Origin of the sequence: uncultured Maribacter sp. (assembly GCF_963974015.1) — a bacterium.
GTDB lineage: Bacteria > Bacteroidota > Bacteroidia > Flavobacteriales > Flavobacteriaceae > Maribacter.
Genome location: NZ_CAXBBZ010000001.1, coordinates 781,522 through 802,041, shown reverse-complemented (window position 1 = coordinate 802,041; position 20,520 = coordinate 781,522). Strand labels below are relative to the sequence as shown.

At 34.8% G+C, this 20,520-nt stretch carries 20 protein-coding genes; 9 read left to right on the top strand and 11 right to left on the bottom strand.

Going from position 1 to position 20,520, the window contains the following annotated elements; translation table 11 throughout:
• Window positions 1-42: 42 nt before the first annotated feature.
• Entirely contained in the window at window positions 43-234 is a 192-nt protein-coding gene (locus tag AACZ41_RS03475) for a cold-shock protein (protein ID WP_339626553.1), read from the top strand.
• A 70-nt stretch (window positions 235-304) separates the two neighbouring features.
• Here the strand turns inward: AACZ41_RS03475 and AACZ41_RS03470 are convergent, their stop codons facing one another.
• Window positions 305-748 (bottom strand): nucleoside deaminase, encoded by a 444-nt coding sequence (locus AACZ41_RS03470; protein WP_339626551.1) that lies wholly within the window; start codon window positions 746-748, stop codon window positions 305-307.
• Window positions 749-812: 64 nt separating this feature from the next.
• Between AACZ41_RS03470 and AACZ41_RS03465 the strand changes: the two genes are divergently transcribed.
• Both AACZ41_RS03465 and AACZ41_RS03460 read left to right on the top strand, forming a co-directional pair.
• On the top strand, window positions 813-2,579 hold the full coding sequence (locus AACZ41_RS03465; RefSeq protein ID WP_339626549.1) for a 1-deoxy-D-xylulose-5-phosphate synthase: 1,767 nt from the start codon (window positions 813-815) through the stop codon (window positions 2,577-2,579).
• Complete coding sequence (locus AACZ41_RS03460) at window positions 2,576-3,703, top strand: DUF3078 domain-containing protein (protein WP_339626547.1); 1,128 nt, start codon at window positions 2,576-2,578, stop codon at window positions 3,701-3,703. The genes AACZ41_RS03465 and AACZ41_RS03460 overlap by 4 nt, the downstream gene beginning before the upstream one ends.
• On the opposite strand, the gene AACZ41_RS03455 is transcribed toward AACZ41_RS03460, so the two are convergent.
• Window positions 3,700-5,043 carry a deoxyguanosinetriphosphate triphosphohydrolase gene (locus AACZ41_RS03455; protein ID WP_339626953.1) on the bottom strand — a complete coding sequence of 448 codons (1,344 nt, stop codon included), beginning with the start codon at window positions 5,041-5,043 and terminating at the stop codon, window positions 3,700-3,702. The two genes, AACZ41_RS03460 and AACZ41_RS03455, sit on opposite strands and share 4 nt — an antisense overlap.
• Window positions 5,044-5,222: 179 nt before the next feature.
• Between AACZ41_RS03455 and AACZ41_RS03450 the strand changes: the two genes are divergently transcribed.
• From AACZ41_RS03450 to AACZ41_RS03435, 4 genes are all read left to right on the top strand, one after another.
• Window positions 5,223-5,579, top strand: coding sequence for a carboxypeptidase-like regulatory domain-containing protein (locus tag AACZ41_RS03450; protein ID WP_339626544.1), 357 nt, complete (start codon window positions 5,223-5,225; stop codon window positions 5,577-5,579).
• A 377-nt stretch (window positions 5,580-5,956) separates the two neighbouring features.
• The gene (locus AACZ41_RS03445) at window positions 5,957-7,159 is read left to right on the top strand and encodes a porin (protein ID WP_339626542.1); all 1,203 of its coding nucleotides are present in this window, start codon (window positions 5,957-5,959) and stop codon (window positions 7,157-7,159) included.
• 73 nt (window positions 7,160-7,232) lie between these two features.
• Window positions 7,233-9,536 carry an inorganic phosphate transporter gene (locus AACZ41_RS03440; RefSeq protein WP_339626540.1) on the top strand — a complete coding sequence of 768 codons (2,304 nt, stop codon included), beginning with the start codon at window positions 7,233-7,235 and terminating at the stop codon, window positions 9,534-9,536.
• 53 nt (window positions 9,537-9,589) lie between these two features.
• Window positions 9,590-10,309: a DUF6503 family protein gene (locus AACZ41_RS03435; protein ID WP_339626538.1), complete on the top strand. Its 720-nt coding sequence runs from the start codon at window positions 9,590-9,592 to the stop codon at window positions 10,307-10,309.
• Here the strand turns inward: AACZ41_RS03435 and nadD are convergent.
• The 6 genes from nadD to AACZ41_RS03405 form a co-directional block, all read right to left on the bottom strand.
• Entirely contained in the window at window positions 10,306-10,890 is a 585-nt protein-coding gene (gene nadD / locus AACZ41_RS03430; RefSeq protein ID WP_339626536.1) for a nicotinate (nicotinamide) nucleotide adenylyltransferase, read from the bottom strand. The genes AACZ41_RS03435 and nadD overlap by 4 nt on opposite strands.
• A 6-nt stretch (window positions 10,891-10,896) precedes the next feature.
• The gene (gene gmk, locus AACZ41_RS03425; protein WP_339626534.1) at window positions 10,897-11,478 is read right to left on the bottom strand and encodes a guanylate kinase; all 582 of its coding nucleotides are present in this window, start codon (window positions 11,476-11,478) and stop codon (window positions 10,897-10,899) included.
• Window positions 11,479-12,336 carry a YicC/YloC family endoribonuclease gene (locus AACZ41_RS03420; RefSeq protein ID WP_339626532.1) on the bottom strand — a complete coding sequence of 286 codons (858 nt, stop codon included), beginning with the start codon at window positions 12,334-12,336 and terminating at the stop codon, window positions 11,479-11,481. It lies immediately after the preceding gene.
• A 135-nt stretch (window positions 12,337-12,471) separates the two neighbouring features.
• Entirely contained in the window at window positions 12,472-13,293 is an 822-nt protein-coding gene (locus tag AACZ41_RS03415; protein WP_339626530.1) for a DUF1080 domain-containing protein, read from the bottom strand.
• Between the two features lie 14 nt (window positions 13,294-13,307).
• Window positions 13,308-14,045, bottom strand: coding sequence for a DUF1080 domain-containing protein (locus AACZ41_RS03410; protein ID WP_339626527.1), 738 nt, complete (start codon window positions 14,043-14,045; stop codon window positions 13,308-13,310).
• Between the two features lie 11 nt (window positions 14,046-14,056).
• Entirely contained in the window at window positions 14,057-15,109 is a 1,053-nt protein-coding gene (locus AACZ41_RS03405) for a sugar phosphate isomerase/epimerase (protein WP_339626526.1), read from the bottom strand.
• A gap of 158 nt (window positions 15,110-15,267) precedes the next feature.
• On the opposite strand from AACZ41_RS03405, the gene AACZ41_RS03400 reads away from it, so the two are divergent.
• Both AACZ41_RS03400 and AACZ41_RS03395 read left to right on the top strand, forming a co-directional pair.
• Window positions 15,268-16,971, top strand: coding sequence for a GMC family oxidoreductase (locus AACZ41_RS03400; RefSeq protein ID WP_339626524.1), 1,704 nt, complete (start codon window positions 15,268-15,270; stop codon window positions 16,969-16,971).
• A gap of 64 nt (window positions 16,972-17,035) precedes the next feature.
• Window positions 17,036-17,494 (top strand): ASCH domain-containing protein, encoded by a 459-nt coding sequence (locus AACZ41_RS03395; protein ID WP_339626522.1) that lies wholly within the window; start codon window positions 17,036-17,038, stop codon window positions 17,492-17,494.
• 70 nt (window positions 17,495-17,564) lie between these two features.
• Here the strand turns inward: AACZ41_RS03395 and AACZ41_RS03390 are convergent, their stop codons facing one another.
• The 3 genes from AACZ41_RS03390 to AACZ41_RS03380 form a co-directional block, all read right to left on the bottom strand.
• Window positions 17,565-18,704 (bottom strand): Gfo/Idh/MocA family oxidoreductase, encoded by a 1,140-nt coding sequence (locus tag AACZ41_RS03390; RefSeq protein ID WP_339626520.1) that lies wholly within the window; start codon window positions 18,702-18,704, stop codon window positions 17,565-17,567.
• 138 nt (window positions 18,705-18,842) lie between these two features.
• Window positions 18,843-20,072 carry a nucleoside permease gene (locus AACZ41_RS03385; protein ID WP_339626518.1) on the bottom strand — a complete coding sequence of 410 codons (1,230 nt, stop codon included), beginning with the start codon at window positions 20,070-20,072 and terminating at the stop codon, window positions 18,843-18,845.
• Entirely contained in the window at window positions 20,073-20,516 is a 444-nt protein-coding gene (locus AACZ41_RS03380) for a DinB family protein (RefSeq protein ID WP_339626516.1), read from the bottom strand.
• Window positions 20,517-20,520 lie beyond the last annotated feature (4 nt).

Genomic DNA, 20,520 nt, shown 5'->3' with positions numbered 1-20,520 from the left:
AAATATTGTAAATTAGAGTGTTAATATCTAAATTTTAATACAATGATTGGCACCGTCAAATTTTACAATGAATCTAAAGGCTTTGGGTTTATTACAAACGAAGAAACAGGAAAAGATATTTTTGTTCATGCCACCGCTTTACATGGAACAGAAATTAGAGAAGGAGATAAGGTGAGTTACAAAGAAGAAGAAGGAAGAAAAGGTATTGTGGCCGGAGAGATACAAGTACTATAAAAATATTCTTTTTTGCTTAAAATCAATATGACCACGCAAATGCGTGGTTTTTTATTTTAATACGTAAATATTACTTTCTTTTTTTTTGAAAAAATTGCTGTAGCAACATAGAAGCTTCATTTTCAAGAATTCCCCCCATTATCTTTGTTTTTGGGTGCAATGTTGTTCCCATTACCCCACAACCACGTTGTACATCTGCAGCACCGAATACTATTTTACCAATCTGGCTCCAGTATAAAGCACCCGCGCACATTTGGCAAGGCTCTAAGGTTACATACAGCGTACAATCTTTTAAATACTTCCCCCCCAAGAAATTGGCAGCAGATGTAATTGCTTGCATTTCTGCATGTGCAGTTACATCGTTCAATATTTCAGTGAGATTATGTGCCCTGGAAATAATTCGGTCTTGCACAACAATTACAGCACCTACAGGCACTTCACCGGCTTCTAAAGCATATTCTGCTTCTTGAAGTGCCTTTTTCATAAAATAAGCATCATCATAAGGTAAAACCATAGCCTCAAAAATACGATAGTTTCATTTTTAAAAAAGTATTTTTGTTGTCCATTATAAAGGTAATTTGAAAGCAATTCTAGAACATATAAATACTCCTCAAGACCTCAGAACTTTAAGCATTGAAGATTTAGGGCAATTGACCTTTGAACTTCGTGAATTCATTATAGACATCGTTTCGGCAAAAGAAGGTCACTTAGGTGCAAGCCTAGGAGTTGTAGAATTAACGATTGCCCTTCATTATGTATTCAATACACCAATTGACAAATTAATTTGGGATGTAGGCCATCAAGCTTACGGGCACAAAATACTTACCGGAAGAAAATCAACATTTGAAACCAATAGACAATTTGGTGGTATAAGTGGATTTCCGAAAATGGAAGAGAGCATTTATGATGCTTTTGGTACCGGTCACAGTTCTACTTCTATCTCGGCGCTTTTAGGAATGGCGCTTTCAGCTCAATTACAAGGAAATATACATAGACAACATATTGCTGTAATTGGCGACGCATCTATTGCTAGCGGTATGGCTTTTGAAGGGTTAAACCATGCAGGGGTAACCAATTCCAATATATTGATAGTCTTAAATGATAACGCCATGGGAATAGATCCCAGTGTGGGTGCTTTAAAAAAATACCTAACAAATGTAAAAACAGGAACCGCAAAAGAAGAGAATATATTCGAATGCCTGAATTTTCATTATACTGGGCCAATTGATGGTCATAATCTAACCTTATTAGTTAAAGAATTAGAACGTTTAAAAAAGATAGAAGGCCCAAAATTATTACATATAATTACGACCAAAGGCAAAGGGCTGAAGAGTGCTGAAGAAAATCAAGTAGTTTATCATGCGCCAGGTAAGTTTAACAAACAAACTGGTGAACTACAAAAGAAAGAAGCTCAGCAACAAGCTCCTAAATATCAAGATGTATTCGGAAAGACTTTGGTAGAATTGGCTTTGAAAAATGAAAAAATTGTAGGTATTACACCAGCAATGCCAACGGGTAGTTCTTTAAAATTCATGATGGAAGTCTTCCCCGAAAGAGCTTTTGACGTAGGCATAGCTGAACAACACGCCGTAACCATTGCTGCAGGTATGGCAGCTGATGGTCTTATTCCATTTTGTAATATTTACTCTACATTTTTACAGCGGGCCTATGACCAGGTTATTCATGATGTAGCTTTACAAAATCTGCCTGTAATTTTTTGCTTGGACCGTGCCGGATTGGTTGGTGAAGATGGCCCCACACATCATGGTGTTTTCGATATTGCCTATCTAAGGTGTATTCCAAATCTCATAATTTTTTCACCATTAAATGAGATTGAATTAAGAAATATAATGTACACAGTGCAATTAGAGCTCAATCATCCTATTGCGATACGTTACCCAAGAGGAAGGGGTGGTATTTTGAACTGGCAAAAATCTATGAGCAAAATGACCATAGGTAAGGGTGAACTTTTAAAAGAAGGTAGTAAAATTGCCATTCTAAGTACTGGACCTATAGGAAATATGGCATCTGAAATCATTAATGAACTTGGCTTAAATTCAGGTATTGCACATTATAATTTTCCCTTCATTAAACCTTTAGATGAAGAATTGCTCACAGAAATAGTAAAAAAATTCGACCATATTATCACTTTAGAAGATGGTTCTGCTATTGGCGGATTTGGTAGCGCCATATTGAAATTTTCAAATAATATTGGAATCCATAAAATTATTAAGATATTTGGCATTCCTGATTTTTTTATTCCACACGGTGATACCGAAAGACTATATAAAGAAGCGGGAATAGATAAGATGTCCGTAATAAAATATGTACAACAGTTTCTATGAGAAGAATACGTTCACAATACATTAAATTTATAGCCCCTTTACTTTGCTTAGCGTCATTTTGGTCTTTCGGACAAGACACAATTCCGGCACCTATTCTAGTAGATAGTATGGTCGTTGACAGCGTGGTTGTTGATACCATTGTTATTCGAAGAACGGTAGACAAAATTTATTCTCCGAGAAAAGATGTCAATCTAAAAATTCCAAATATTGATTTTAGTAAGACTAAAACATTACAAAAAGGTTTTAGCAGGTTTAGAGTGCCATCTTTTTGGGAAACAGAAAATAGTTTTGGTATAAACATAAGTGAAGTTGCTTTTGTCAATTGGAAAGCTGGGGGTGATAATGCCGTTAGTGGTCTAGGGTTTTTGAAATTTGCCAGGAAATATAAATTCAGCAACTTTCAATGGGATAATAATTTAGAATTGCGCTATGGCCTAAATGCACAAGATGGACGAAAACTTAGAAAAACAGAAGATGTAATTCGTTTAAGTTCGAACCTAGGTTTTCGAAAAGATACCATCAGTAGTTGGTTCTATTCCGTTCAGCTCAACTTTAACACCCAGTTTTCTAACGGCTATAAATATCCAGATAGAGATACTCCGATTTCAAGATTTATGTCACCTGGTTACCTATTATTCGGAGCAGGAACCTCATTTATTACTAAAGATCAAAAATTCAATCTGTATTTATCTCCACTTACTCAAAAATCGACCTTTGTTTTAGATCAAGACTTGGCCAATAATGGTGCATTTGGTGTAAATGAAGCAATACTAGATGCTGATGGAAATATTATAACCCCTGGTGAAAACCATCTACTAGAAATTGGTATACTTATCACCAATAATGTTAATTATAATGTTGCCGAAAACATCGAATTAAAAAGTAGGCTTAACCTATATACCGATTACATTAAAAGTTTTGGAAACATTGATATAGATTGGGAACTGAACCTAAACATGAAGGTAAATAAGTTCATTAGCACCAGTTTGGGCACACAGATGATTTATGATGACGATATACTTTTTGATGTCGTTAAAAATGAAAACGGCACTATTTTAAACCCAGGAACACCCAAAATACAATTCAAACAAATATTGACTGTGGGTATTCTTTATGGCTTCTAAAGCTGTTTTCCTTTAATTTTATTGTGAATATGAACCGCTGCACTATCTGAAAGGCTTGCAACATAACAGCACGTATTCAATAATATATCATAAATTGATTTATCTGTTTGTTGGTAAAACCCTGGTAGGGTACGTAACATTAGCTTGTGGTAATTAGATGCCTTATCGTGTTTTTTTCCGATTAAAGCACCTATGTAAACATCTAATATATCGGATATAATAGTATAGCCTGCGATTTCCTTTTCAACGACTTCTTGAGATTGATATATTTTTTTAACACTTAAACTAATGATATCCTCTATCTGCGCTTTATAACCACTTTTGGCCATAAGAGATACTTCAAAAGTACCATTCAAAATACTTTCTTCATTCTCTATAAAAATAGATACCGCATCTTGAATGAGTGTATTTATGGCTAAGGCCCGTAAGTAGCTTAGCCTAGCTTCCATATACTCCAAAGAATTATACTTATTGGTATTTATGGTATCCTTAACTAATTTAATTAAATATTCTAAAGCATAATCTTCAGATATAAGTCCTAAATTGATTCCGTCTTCAAAATCAATAATGGTATAACAAATATCATCGGCAGCTTCAACTAAAAAAGTTAACGGATGTCTCCCGTAAGATACCGTGCCGTTATTACTTCTCGTTGGCAAACCTAAATCTTGAGCTATTTCATCAAAAATATATTTCTCACTCTGAAAGAAACCAAATTTTTTATCACAAATATGTTTCGAAGGTTTTTTCGGAAGCGACTCTTTTGGGTATTTCAAGAAAGCACCCAACGTTGCATAACTTAATCGTAAACCTCCAAAAACTCCTGCCCTATCTTGAGTCATTAATCTAAATCCATTCGCATTACCTTCAAAATCTATAATATCTTGGTATTCCACTTCAGAAAGTTCCTCTCTATATTTTAATCCGTTTCCGGTTTTAAAATATTCGCCAATAGCTTTTTCACCACTGTGCCCAAAAGGTGGGTTACCGATATCATGCGCTAGTGCCGCTGCAGCAACTATAGCTCCGATATCATTGAATCTATACCCATGTACCTCTTTTAAATAGGGATGTTTTTCAATAATTTTCTTACCTGCGAGCCTACCCAAGCTTCTCCCCACAACAGATACCTCTAGACTATGAGTTAATCTAGTATGCACAAAATCGGTCTTTGATAAGGGAATAACCTGAGTTTTATCTTGTAGACTTCTAAAAGCAGAAGAAAAAATTATACGATCATAATCAACATCGAACCCTAATCGGGTCTCATCTTGCTCGTTTCGTAAACGTTTATTCTTATCTCCCTGCCTGCGTAAAGAAAGTAATTGCTCCCAATTCATGTATTCTCTTTTATAAGTCTGCAAGATACATTTTTTGATATTTCATAATAGAAATAGAAAAGCCAAACTAGAAATGAGTTGAACAATATCTTAACCATTAAGAGATACTTTAATAATACGCACCTAACCTTAACTTAACCTAGCTAGAGTTTCTTTGTTAAAGAAATTAAGAGCACTCTATGAAACAAGTATTTTTTCTTTTCACCATATTGATTTTCTCATTGTCTTTTGGACAGAATAACAGTTCTATACAAGGTAATATACTAGATGGCGAACTTTTTAACGAACCGTTATTAATGGCAACCGTCTCTATAGAAGATACTTCTAAATCTACACACACTAATTTTCATGGTATGTTTGAGTTTGACAACCTAACACCAGGAACCTATAACATCATAGTTCAATTTTTAGGCTATGAAACCATTAAATTACCTGTTACCATTGCTTCAGGCGAAACGACTAAAGTTCAAGCAAGCCTTCAGGCTAAAACTTTAAGCTTAATTGGCGAATCAAACATAAAAATAACCTCAAAATAATTTAAGAGTTACCTATATAAAATCAATAATGCATGAGGTTAATTTTATAAATACTCTGAAATAAATTAAAGATTACTTAATGTTAGCATTACAATTAGTTGATGAATAAAACTGACCTTCGTTATTGTCTTTAGACAACCCGATTTCTTATACTATTAGTTTTTGTCGACTAGTTTTTTGAAATCTTAAAGCTACCTTATTTAAGGTAGCTTTTTTATTTATACATCTCCTCACAGGCAACCAAAACACTTAAGCTTGTAATTCAAAAAAAATCTTCAATATTCTAAGTTTTAAGAATCACGCCAAATGTTAATATTAAGAATACATTAACTTAACATTGGTTTAAGTAATTTGCAGTCGACAAAAACTAATAAATAATGAAAATCGCGCCAATTTGGCTATGCCTGATATTATTAATTTCATCTAGTGCAATAAGTCAAGAATCAAACTCTCCAACATTTGGCAAAGGCTTGTTCAATTTAGTTGGTAAAGATAGTACGTGGACCATGAACGTGGGTGCGAGAATGCAAATCTTAGCAATAAGTAATTGGAATGCAGTTGATGGTAGTCTTATAAATCCTGAACAAAATTTCCTCGTACGTAGAGCACGACTTAAATTTGGTGGTTTTGCTTATTCACCTAAATTAGAATACAAATTAGAACTAGGTCTTTCTAATCGGGATATTTCAGGAGCTTCGCAGTATACTAGTAACGCACCAAGGTATATTCTTGATGCAGTGGTTAAGTGGAATTTTTACAAAAATTTTGTATTATGGTTCGGTCAAACTAAATTGCCCGGTAATATAGAAAGGGTGATTTCATCTGGCGATTTGCAGCAAGTTGATCGCTCCTTATTAAACAGTAGGTTTAATATTGACCGCGACATGGGCTTCCAGTTGAGACATAAATTCAACCTTTCTGAAAAATTCTTAGTTCGCGAAATATTTGCAGTTTCTCAAGGAGAGGGAAGAAATATTACAACGGGAAATCTAGGTGGCCATCAATATACAAGTCGTTTAGAATTACTTCCTTTTGGAGAATTTTTAAGTAAAGGTGAGTATAAAGGTAGTGATCTTAAGAGAGAACAAACGCCTAAATTAATGGTAGCAGCAACCTTTGATAGCAATAAAAATGCAGTAAAAACTAGAAGTAATCAAGGCACCTATATGTTCAATGATACAGGTCTATTTGAAACCGACATTAATACACTATTTATAGATGCAATGTTTAAATACAATGGGTATTCTTTTATGGGAGAATATGCCCATAGAACTGCTGATAATCCTTTAGCATTAAATTCAGATGGCTCGCTAACCGGAGATGAAGTACAAGTGGGAGATGGAATAAATCTGCAAACTGGGTATTTGTTCAGGAACAATTTAGAAGTATCTGGAAGATTTACCAATATTAAACTTGATGAAGAAATAACAGGAAGAAATCCGCAATCACAATACACCCTAGGACTTTCAAAATATATCGTAGGGCACAAATTAAAAATACAAACCGACCTTAGCTACCTTTCAGAAAAAGCTGGACAAGATGGCTTAATGTATAGATTACAGTTAGACATTCATTTTTAATAAATAATAACCTTTACGTAACATTACAGCGGAAAGCGATAATGATATTTGCAAATTCTTAGAGTACTATATTATGGACAATATTTATTTTTTAATGCTAATCGCACTAGCTATTTTGGCTGTAGCGGATCTTGTTGTAGGAGTTAGTAACGATGCCGTTAATTTTTTAAATTCGGCAATTGGTTCAAAAGCCATTTCATTTAAAACTATAATGATCGTTGCCAGTTTTGGTATTGCTGCAGGAGCACTATTTTCGAGCGGTATGATGGAGGTGGCCAGAAAAGGAATCTTCAATCCAGGTGAATTTTATTTCGATGAAATAATGTTCATTTTCATGGCGGTAATGATTACTGACATTTTGTTGTTAGATTTCTTTAATACCCTTGGTATGCCAACATCAACAACAGTCTCGATTGTTTTTGAGCTATTGGGTGCAGCTGTTGCAATGTCATTGATTAAAATTGGAGCAGATAATGGAAGTTTTACTGAAGTAGTTAATTACATCAATAATGACAAAGCCATTCAAATTATATTTGGGATATTACTTTCTGTAGTCGTTGCCTTTTCTATCGGGGCTTTGGTTCAATGGGTCTCAAGACTACTTTTATCCTATAACTTTGAGAAAAAACCAACATGGGTAGGTGCTCTTTTTGGTGGATTTGCTCTATCCTCAATTACCTACTTTATTCTAATGAAAGGTATTGGCGGAACTTCTTTTGCAGGTGAAAGCTATGATATTATTGGTGGTATTACAATAAAAGAATTCTTGGAGACTAAAGTAGTCGTCCTAGTACTGCTTAACTTTTTAATTTGGTCAGTTCTATCCTTCATTTTAATGAAATTCGCCAAAACGAATATTTATAAATTAATTATCGGGGTAGGCACATTTGCTTTGGCTTTAGCTTTCGCTGGTAACGATTTGGTTAACTTTATTGGAGTACCAATTGCTGCATGGCAATCGTATGAGGCTTGGATGGCATCTGGTGTAGCTGCATCAGAATTTAGTATGGGCATATTGGCGAAAAAAGTTCCCACCCCAACTTTGCTTTTATTCATAGCAGGTATGGTCATGGTACTTACTTTATGGTTTTCCAGTAAAGCTAAAAGTGTAGTTAAAACTTCTTTAGACCTTTCTAGTCAAGAAGATACCAAAGAAAGGTTTCAACCAAATTTTCTATCAAGAGGTTTGGTACGATTAGCTATAACAATTTCAGAATCGTTAACTTATATTCTACCTTTATCTTGGCAAACCAAAATTGACAAACAGTTCGAGAAACCTGTAATTGCTTTATCTAAAAATAAGGTACATGAATTACCTGCTTTTGATATGGTTCGTGCGGCTGTAAATCTTATGGTAGCCGGTATATTAATATCCATAGCCACTTCATATAAATTACCATTATCCACTACCTATGTAACGTTTATGGTAGCCATGGGAACATCTTTAGCCGATAGAGCTTGGGGCGCTGAAAGTGCTGTATATAGAGTTGCAGGTGTGCTTAATGTTATCGGAGGATGGTTCGGCACGGCAATTATCGCTTTTATAGCATCTGGAACCATATTAGCGCTAATTAGTTTTGGTAAAGGCTCTGCGATTGCAGTACTTTTATTATTGGCCATATTGCTACTAGCAAGAAACTATATTTCACATAATAAGAAGGCAAAAGAATTACGTGCAGAAGATTCCCTGAACAGAGCGGAGAGCAGTTCTATTCAAGGTGTAATTATAGAAAGCGCCGAGAACATTTCAAATGTTCTTAAAAGAACGAATAAAATTTACACGAATACCATTAACGGTCTAGCCAAACAAGATGTTAATTTGTTGAAAAAGAACAAAAAACAAGGAGAGAAACTCTCAAATGAAATTGATGATTTACGTGACCATATCTTCTATTTTATCAAAAATCTTGATGAAAATAGTATTGGCGCCAGTAACTTCTATATTAATGCACTTGGTTATTTAACAGATATAGCTCAATCTTTAGAATACATCGGAAAAGTTAGCCATAAGCATGTCAATAACAATCATAAAAAATTAAAATACAATCAAATAAAAGAGTTGAAGCAAATTGATTTAAAACTTGAGGAAATTTTAAATCAAACTCAAACAGCTTTCACTAATCAATCTTTTGAACAAATTGGACTTGTATTAAATCAGAAAGATGAATTATTCGCTATGGTGTCTGATAAAATTCAAACTCAAATTGCTAGAACACGTACAGAAGAATCTAGTCCGAAAAATACGACACTATACTTTTCTTTACTCTTAGAGACAAAAGATTTGATTACATCTACGATGAATTTGTTACAACAATACCATAATGAACACGATAGTTCTATAGCGCCTGCAACCATAGAACAACCTAAAAAGTCGTAACAGTATTTAAAATCTGAAATTATAAGTACCTTGTCATCACAAATAATATGACGATGAGGTACTTTTTTTTATTCTTAGCACTACAGGTAAATATTCTTGTTTATGCACAGGACATTAGTGGCGAACAACTTCTTGAAAAAGCTATAGCTTTTCATGATCCTAATGATAATTGGAAATCCTTTAAAGGTGAGTTGCTAATTGAAATGGAGAGTCCTAATAACGGTATAAGAAGCACTACAATACAAATAGACTTACCTTCTAACTACTTTAAGTCTACCGTTAAAAAAGATAATTTCACCATAGAATCTGAATTAAAGAATAAAGAGTGCAGTTTAAAATTAGATGGTAGCACTACTTTTTCAGCTAAGGTCAAGGATAGTCTAAAAATTTCATGCGATAGGGCTAATATGATGAAGAATTATTACACCTACCTGTATGGACTTCCTATGAAGTTAAAAGATCCAGGCACTATAATAGACCCTAAGGTTCAAAAAAAGACTTTTAAAGGAAAAGAATATCTAGTACTAAAAGCAGGCTACGAAAAAGAAGTCGGTAGTGATACTTGGTATTTCTATTTCGACCCAAAGACCTATGCAATGGAAGTGTACCAATTCTTTCATGATGAAAGTAAAAATGATGGTGAGTATATACTGTTATCAGAAATGATTACCGTTAACAACATTAAAATTCCAAAGGTTCGTGCTTGGTATTACAATAAAGAAGATGTTTATTTGGCGACTGATAAACTAGTAGAAGGAAAAATTCTAGACTAGCGATAAAAATTCATTTCATCCATATAAGTCCAAACTTCAGGCGGTAGCATTGGCTTTATATTTTTTCCTTTTTTATGCTCTCTTCTTATGAATGTGGAAGATATTTCCATTATAGGTGCATTAACGCGTTTAATTCTCTCATGTTGCATAAATTGTGATTCTACGGCCCCTTCTGAAATTCTTGGATACACGTAAATAGTATAGTTCTCTAAAATGGTTTCATAATTTTTCCATTTATGCAGACTTTTTAAATTATCCTCGCCCATAATCAATGAAAAGCTATAACCGGAAGAATATTTCTCATCTAAATGAACCAAGGTATTCACTGTATAATTTGGTTGAGGAAGGTCGAACTCAATTTTGCAAGGTTTTAATTTTGGATATTCTTTTGTAGCCTCGTAGACCATTTCATATCTATGATGATTTTCTAAAAGCGTTTTCTTAGTCTTAAAAGGGCTTTGAGGGGTTACAACGAACCAAACCTCATTTAAATCGGAAAACTCCACCATGTGGTTCGCAATGACTAAATGACCAATGTGAATAGGGTTAAAGGTTCCGAAATAAAGTCCCACCTTTTTCATCTACACTTATTGCTTCTCGTCCTGAATGAAAGAGGCCACCAAATCTACTGCTTCTTTTAAAGCAACATCTAAATCATAGTTTTTAATGATTTTGTCAAATTGAGGGGCTGTAGCCAATTCAACAGAAGCCTTTGCGATACGCATGTTTATTTTATCTTCACTTTCAGTACTTCGTTTCTTAAGTCTGATTTTTAATTCATCTACACTAGGCGGCTTCACAAAAACAGCCAAAGTTTTTTCTGGAAATTTCTTTTTAATTCGAAGTCCACCCACAACATCAATATCAAAAATAACATTCTTGCCTTCTGCCCATAAACGCTCTACTTCACTTTTTAAAGTACCATAAAAATTATCTCGGTACACTTCTTCCCATTCCAAAAAATCATCATTTTTAATATGATTTTTAAATTCAGAAACTGACATAAAATAGTAATGCTCTTTATTTTTTTCTTTACCCCTTCTTGGCCTTGAAGTCGCAGATACGGAAAAAGCCAAATTCAATTCTGGTTGAGCCAATAAATGACGTACGATTGTTGTTTTCCCACTTCCAGAGGGTGCAGAAAAAATTATAAGTTTCCCACCTTTCATCTATAGTACATTTAACATTTGTTCTTTAATTTTTTCAAGCTCATCTTTCATTTGTACCACTATCTGCTGCATTGGCGCATAATTCGCCTTTGAACCGATCGTATTGATTTCACGCCCTATTTCCTGTGAGATAAAACCCAACTTTTTACCATTACTATCATCGGATTTTAGGGTTTTTCCAAAATAATCCAAATGGTTCGCTAATCTTACTTTCTCTTCGGTAATATCGTATTTTTCTAAATAATAAATAAGTTCCTGTTCAAATCTATTGGCATCTACATCGGTCTTTAAATCTTGCACTGCCTTTTCTAATCGTTCACGAATTGTACTTTGACGATCAGGGTCAATCTTGATTACCTCTTCTAACAATTTATTCAATGAAGCTATCCTATCTAAAAAATCTTGCTCCAATACGCTACCTTCTTCAGATCTGAATTCATTTATCTCAACCAATGCACCTTGTAGTGCTAATATTATTGCTTCATATTCCTCTTCATCAATATCTTCTTTTGCAGTTTTCATAGCATCTGGAAAACGTAACGCCATTTCTAACAATTTAAGATCATCACCAGTAGCAATTTTTTTTAACTGTGCCATGTATTGTTTCACGGCAACCTCATTTACCTGAGAAGTAGTTTCATCTCCCGTTAGTTCAACATATAAGCTAAAATCTACCTTACCACGTTGTAGTGAGTTCGCGATAATCTTTCTAAGTTCAAGTTCCTTTTCACGATAACTAGAGGGCATACGCGCATTTAAATCGATGCTTTTACTGTTCAGTGATTTTAATTCTACAGTAATTTTTTTGTTAGGTAATTGAACTACACATTTTCCGAAGCCGGTCATCGATTGAATCATGAATACATTTTAGATTTAGACAAAGGTAAGATAATTGTTAAATGTAATTTTTATCATATCTCTGTCCATAATTAAAAAGGAGCAAACAAAAATAATCTCTTGTTAACTCCTATTTACTCTCTTTTCTGAACTAGATTATAGTTCTCTTACCCAAATATTTCTAAAACTTACACGGCTATCATCACCGTGATCTTGTAATAATAATGGGCCTTTACCATGTGCTGGATTCTTTGGCCACCCTATATAAGGAGTCGTTCCTTTTAATTCAACATGGTCTTGTACTAAAACTCCATTATGGATTACCGTAATATCTCCAGATTTTATTTTACCCCCATCAGCATTGAATTCTGGAGCATGGTAAATAATATCATAGGTATTCCATTCACCTGTAGGCACCGATGCCATTGCTAATGGTACATGTTGTTTGTAAATAGACCCTACCTGTCCATTTACATAGGTAGGATTATCGTTTTGATCTAGAACCTGTACTTCATAAATTCCATTTAGAAAAACACCACTATTAGCCCTGTGCTGACCCTCCAATTGAACAGGTAACGGTGATTTCCATTCAATATGCAATTGTACATCCCCAAAATTTTGCTTTGTCTGTATATTTCCAGTTTTATCATTAACTGTCATACTTCCATCTTTGTTCAAATGCCATTTAGCTGCTGTGCTATCATTAGAACTAATCCAATTATCCAAATTTGTGCCGTTAAAAAGCACAATGGCGTCACTTGGTGGGGCACCTAATGAGCCAGGTTTTACAACGGCCACTTTTGGCTCATAAAATTCTGTTTCTTCAGGCGTAGTAGGTTCGTCTCCCATATATTCTTCATAAACGATGACGTTATCTTCTGCAGTAGTTTTCTCATTCTCTATCGGCTCTACTTTTTCTTGACAGGATATTATGCCAAAAGATGTTATTAAAAGTAATAATGAATATTTATTTTTCATAAGTGGATATACTATTAAAGTTGTTTGATTTTTATATTTCTAAATGCCACTACGTTTCCGTGGTCTTGTAATCCGATTTTACCAGTTGTAAATTTTCCAAAACCTTCCCAGCCTGCAAATTTAGAGTCCGCCACCATAGCATCCCATTCTTCACCTTGTACAGGAAAAGCTACCATTTCAGTGCCATTCAAAATAACATTGCCCATATTATCTTTATGGTTTACTGTAATTACCATGGTATTCCATTCACCTATCGGTTTGGTAACATCTTCTGCTGGCGATACCATATCGTATAATGCACCTGCTTGATGCGTAGTGCCAGCTTTTGTATCAGGATGTTTATCATTATCTAATATCTGAACTTCAGGACCCGTTTGATAGCCGGTACTATATTTAGCATCCTCATTCACCCCCCAAAAAACACCACTATTGCCAGCTTCTGATATTTTCCATTCCAAAGAAAGAACAAAATCGGTATACTCATCTCTAGTAACAAGGTCATGATTTTTGTTATCTTCACCTTCTGATGGTGGAGTGTAGATTAAGGCATCACCATCAATCTTCCAAACATCACCAACGGTATCATTCTGAAATTCTTTCCATTTATCTAATGATGTGCCATCAAATAAAATTTCCCATTCACTTTCAGGCATTTCCATTTCCTCAACTACTGTTTCAGTTGTTTCCTTCTTTTCTTGTTTACAAGAGATGAAAAATATTAAAAACGCCATACTAACAATTACTTTTTTCATACTATTTCTATTTAAAGTCCTAACATTTTTTTCAACATCTCTTTATCAATTTCAGCACCTGCAAAATCATCGAATGTCTTTTCGGTAGCTTCAATTATATGGTCTTGAATAAACTTTGCACCTTCACGAGCGCCTTGTTCAGGACTCTTAATACAGCATTCCCATTCCATTACGGCCCAAACATCGCACCCGTATTGCGTTAATTTAGAAAATATTGTTTTAAAATCTATTTGACCATCACCCAAAGAACGATATCTACCTGCTCTGTTTCCCCAATCATTATATCCACCAAAAGCACCTTTCTTCCCTGTTGGATTAAACTCAGAATCCTTTACATGGAAGGATTTTATAAACTCATGATAATGATCTATATAGGTAATATAGTCTAACTGTTGTAAAACAAAATGACTTGGATCATAAAGAATATTTACTCTTTTATGATTACCCGTAGCCTCTAAGAAACGCTCAAAGGTATCGCCATCATGCAAATCTTCACCAGGGTGAATTTCATAACATACATCAACACCTTCCTTATCAAAGTGATTTAAAATAGGAGTCCATCTTTTTGCTAATTCCTCAAAGCCCATTTCAACCAAACCTGCAGGTCTTTGTGGCCATGGGTGCATGGTATGCCATAAAAGTGAGCCAGAAAATGTAGCGTGTGCATTCAACCCTAAACGTCTACTCGCTGTTGCCGCTTTCTTGACTGTTTCAACAGCCCACTTTGTTCTTTCTTTTGGCTTACCGTGTACCTCTTTTGGCGCGAAAGAATCGAACATTAAATCATATGCAGGATGTACCGCCACTAGTTGACCTTGCAAGTGAGTAGAGAGTTCTGTTATTTCCAAACCGTAAGAATTCACCTTTCCTTTTAGCTCGTCACAATAATCTTGACTTTCTGCAGCTTTATCCAAATCGATCAAGAAACTTTCCCAAGTAGGAATTTGAATTCCCTTATACCCAAGATCAGAAGCCCATTTACACATACCATCCAAGGTATTAAACGGTGCTTTACTATCTACAAATTGTGCTAAAAATACGGCCGGCCCTTTGATTGTTTTCATAAAAATATGCTATATGTTATTTGAATTAGTTCCTCTAATCAACACTTTAAATATGTCAAATTATCTTATATTTAAAAATTGTAACCCGTTAGTTACAATTCCATGAAGATTTGCTATAAATATAGGGAATACCAATAGAAAAAGATAAAAATTCAAGCATGAATCAAAATGAAATATTCGACGCAATTGTGGTCGGAACTGGTATAAGTGGCGGATGGGCAGCTAAGGAATTAACTGAAAAGGGTTTAAAAACACTTGTGTTAGAACGTGGTCGTATGGTAAAACATATTGAGGACTACCCAACCATGAACGATGACCCTTGGGATTATCCTTTGAAGGGAGAACTTTCTAAAGAGGATAAGAAAAAATACCATGTACAGAGTCGTGTTAATTGGGCGCCAAAGGAAGATGTAAAACATTTTTTTGTAAATGACCTAGAACACCCCTATGTAGAAACTAAACGTTTCGATTGGATAAGAGGATATCAAGTCGGCGGAAGATCCCTTACCTGGGGCCGCCAAAGTTACAGGTGGAGTGATATTGATTTTGAAGCCAATAAGAAAGAAGGAATCGGAGTCGACTGGCCAGTTAGGTACAAAGATATTTCACCATGGTATGATAAAGTAGAGGAGTATATTGGTGTTAGTGGTGAAAACTTAGGGTTGAAGGTTTTACCGGATGGAAAATTTCAACCTGCCATGAAATTAAATTGTGTTGAAGAAGATTTTAAAAAAAGCATCTCAGAAAAGTTTAATGATGGCCGTTTGATTACAATTGGGCGTACAGCACACATTACGGACCCTGATGCTACTTTTGAAGGTAGGGGCACTTGTCAGAATAGAGACCGTTGTTGGAGAGGATGCCCTTTTGGAGGATATTTTAGTAGTAATTCATCAACTCTACCAGCTGCTGAACGAACAGGCAATATGACCCTAAGACCTAACTCTATTGTGCATGAAATTATTTATGATGATACTACAAAAAAGGCGACCGGAGTTCGAGTTATAGATGCAGAAACTAATGAAAAACTAGAATTTAACGCTAAGGTTATCTTCCTTTGTGCTTCATCTATGGCTTCAGTAGGTATATTACTCCAATCAAAATCTGAACGGTTCCCGAATGGGTTGGGCAATGATTCTGATGCCTTAGGTAGAGGAATTATGGATCATCATTATAAGCTTGGAGCATCGGCCAAAGTAGATGGGTATTTAGATAAATATTACAAAGGACGCCAACCAACAGGATTTTACATACCTAGGTTTGTTAACTTAGATGAGAAGACCAAAAAGAAAGATTACCTAAGAGGTTTCGGCTATCAAGGAAGAGCAAGTAGGGGCGATTGGTCTGAGGCTATAGCAGAACTGAACTACGGTAAAGATCTAAAAGAGCAAATACTTAAACCTGGCCATTGGACTATTGGCGTAACCGGTTTTGGAGAGTTCTTACCTTATGATGACAATAGAGTAACACTTAGCCCAACTGAAAAAGATAAATGGGGCTTACCACAATTAGCATTTGATGTTGAATTTAAGGAAAATGAATATAATATGCGTGAAGACATTAAAACACAAATCGCAAATATGTTCAATGCTGCAGGATTTAAAGATGTGAATGTATATGATCAAAAAACAGGACCAGGCTTAGGCATACATGAAATGGGTGGCGCAAGAATGGGTCATAGTTCGAAAACCTCAATATTAAATAAGAACAATCAAGTTCATCTTGTACCCAATGTTTATGTAACTGATGGTGCTTTTATGTCTTCATCAAGCTGCGTAAACCCATCACTGACCTATATGGCTTTTACAGCAAGAGCTGCAGACCATGCCGCCGAACAATTAAAAGCAGGTAAATTTTCTTGATTATTATTTAAAATTTAAACTATATCGACAACTAATGCCGTTAGAGTAAAGTAAATATTAGCTTATGGAAAATGCTTCGGCCAGAAATATGTGGGGTAATTATTTAAGTGCACATTTAGAACATGCCTTTGAACATGCACCATCAACTACTTTTTTTGGCGATAATGAAATAGATGCCAATACGCTGGCAAACCTAACAAAACAAGGTGTGAAAAAAGCAACATCACATTCTTTATTAGGGTTACAGAACCGTAATGAAAAACTACCAAGAATAGGAGATTTTATCGTGGTTACGAATTGGACTGGTGAAGCCCAATGTATTGTAAGAACAACCGCAGTTAAGCTCAAGCCTTACTTTAGTATTGATAGCGCTTACGCCCAAATAGAGGGTGAAGGTGATAAATCACTTGACTACTGGAAAAAAACACATTGGGATTACTACACAAGAGAGTTACAAAAATTTGGAAGAGAACCTAGAGAGAGTATGATTATCGTTTGTCAAGAATTTGAAAAAGTTTATTGATCGATTATAATATTTTACCAAATAAAAAGAGCCGCTAATCGCGACTCTTTTTTATATTAATATAAGTTGATTATTTTTCTAAGGTAACCCAAGTATTACCATTTTTATGAGAATCTACCGTAGCCTCGATAAAATTCATTCCTCGAACACCATCTTTCATTGTAGGAAATTCGCCGTCATTATAGTTTTCACCTCTTATAGCCCTTGCAGCTCCTTTGTAAATATTTGCCATAGAATCAAAAATTCCTTCTGGGTGACCAGCAGGTAGTTTTGTTCCATCTAACGACAATTCAGAGTTATAGGCATGACCTGGCTTATACACTTGTGTAGGTTCTGTATCACTCAATTTATATAAAAAGTTTGGGCTTTCTTGTTCCCATCGAAAAGCCCCCTTCTCACCATATATAGCAATGGCCAAAGCATTTTCTTCGCCAGTGGCAACTTGACTTCCTCTAATAACACCTTTAACATGGTCACTCATACGTATAAGTACGGTACCATCAACATCCATTTTATTATCCTCATAAAGATAATTGAAGTCACAAAGCAATTCATTCACCTTAAGACCAGTAGTATATTCAACAAGGTTAAAAGCATGAACACCTATATCACCCATACATGAACTTATACCTGCTTTTTTTGGATCTAATCTCCAAACAGAAGACCTCTTCTCTTTATCATGAATAATGGTATTGATCCAACCTTGGTAATACACCGCATCAACTTTATGAATTTTACCTAAGGCACCAGCTTTAATCATTTCACGCATTTGACGCACCATTGGGTATCCTGTATACGTATGTGTCAAAGCGAACACAGTACCCGACTTTTCATGAGACTTTTGCAAATCCTTCGCCTCGTCCAAAGAAGTTGTCATTGGTTTTTCACAGATAACATGAAATCCATTGTCCAATAATTTTTTAGCCATTGGATAGTGCAAGAAGTTTGGTGTAAGTATCGAACATACTTGAATACGTTCATCTTTTGGCAACTTTAATTCTTCTTCTATTAAAGTATCAAAATCTTTATAAATTCTATTCAAAGGAACATCTATTTCCTTCGCAAAAGCCATATTCGCTTCAAAATCTGGATTGAATACGGCACCGGTAATTTGATAATTATCATTAATATGTGAAGCTACTCTATGTAGTACTCCTATTAGGGAATCGCCTCCCCCTCCTAATATTCCTAAGCGTATTTTCTTTGGCATTGTTTTCTGTTTAAGTTGAAAGTATATTTATATAAAACATCCTGATGGATTTATTTTTTAATTAAACTACTATTTTTTAAAAAAGATGAAACCTATTTTCTCTCTACAATTTTAAGGGGTTTAATTTAAAGAAATTATTTAAGACTGATAATCTATTTTCTCGGTTTTAAAGAAAATTGCAAATAAAAGAAAAACCACTAATGCAAAACCAGCTGGATATAACCAAATAGTTCCCCAAACGTGATTTCCATCATTTAACAGATAGGCTGTTGATATCTTACCGGCTACCCAAAAACCAATGAGCATACCCAATCCATAGGTTGCTAAAGTTATTAAACCCTGGGCGGAACTCTTAAATTTTTCCCCGGCTTTACTATCGGTGTAAATTTGACCTGAAACAAAGAAAAAATCATAACAGATACCATGAAGTGCGATGCCTATGATTAACATAAAGCCTAACTCCTCTACATCACCAAACGCAAATAGCAAATAGCGTACGACCCACGCAGCCATGGCTACAAGAATAGTTTTCTTAAACCCAAATTTGGTGAAAAAATAAGGCAACAACAGCATAAATGCTATTTCAGAAATTTGACCCAATGTCATTTTCCCTGTCGGATTATCCATGCCTACTTCTACCAAAAACGGATTCGCATTTTGATAATAAAAGGCCAATGGAATGCAAATTAAAACCGACGAAATAAAGAAAATCAAAAAGTTTTTATCCTTGAATAAACTAAGCGAATCTAATCCTAAGATTTCTTTTAGGTTAAGCTTATTGGCACTTTTGGCTTTAGGTGGCGTTTTAGGCAATGTAAAACTAAATACCCCTAGAATGCACGATGCAATAGCAGTCATTAAAAAAGTATTTCTCAGGAGTCCGTCCCCAATATTTTCCCCTTGGTCCCAATTAAAAATATAACTAATTGATAGTCCGGCAATAATCCATCCTGCTGTTCCAAATACCCTTACCATTGAAAACTCTTTGGCGGGGTTCTTCATTTGATTAAATGACACTGAGTTAACTAATGCCAGAGTGGGCATATATAGAATCATATAACCCATGACTAAAAGATAAAACGCATTAAATTCTGTACTTTGATACATGAAATACATGAGAACAGCACCTAAAAGGTGTAGAATTCCTAAAATACGTTCAGCATTGAAATACCTATCAGCAATAATTCCAATAACAAAGGGAGCGATTATTGCTCCCCAAGATTGTGTTGAAAATGCTAATGCGATTTCCCCATCTGTAGCTTTTAAATTATTTACGAGAAATGTACCAAGGGTAACAAACCATGCTCCCCAAATAAAAAACTCTAAAAACATCATAAAGCAAAGTTGTGCCCTTATTTTGTTCTTCATCTATCTTTTATAATGAATATAATCCAAGCCAACAGGAGTCAAACCATTGCTTTTAAATTCTACGGCTATCTGCCCTCTATGATTCGTAGAATGATTTACAATATGAAACAGCATATCTTTTAAGGTATTGGTAAAAAGTCTACCCTCAGAATTTTCATAATCTATACGTTTATCAAATCTGTCAGCATTGGTTAAAATTTCAAAAGAGCTGCGTTGATTCTCATAATGTATATCGGCCCAATCTTTAATATCATGTTCTTGCCAAACATCATACTCAGTTGCCTTTTGTAATATTCGAGCATTCCAAATATGATGTGCATTTAGTATATGACTAAATAAACTTTTAGTTCTTGGTGAAATTTCAGATAGTCCTAAACATTCATCGATCAGTTTTTTATTACACTGAAAATTGTAATCAAAAATTTCATTAAAAAAGGCCTTCATATTC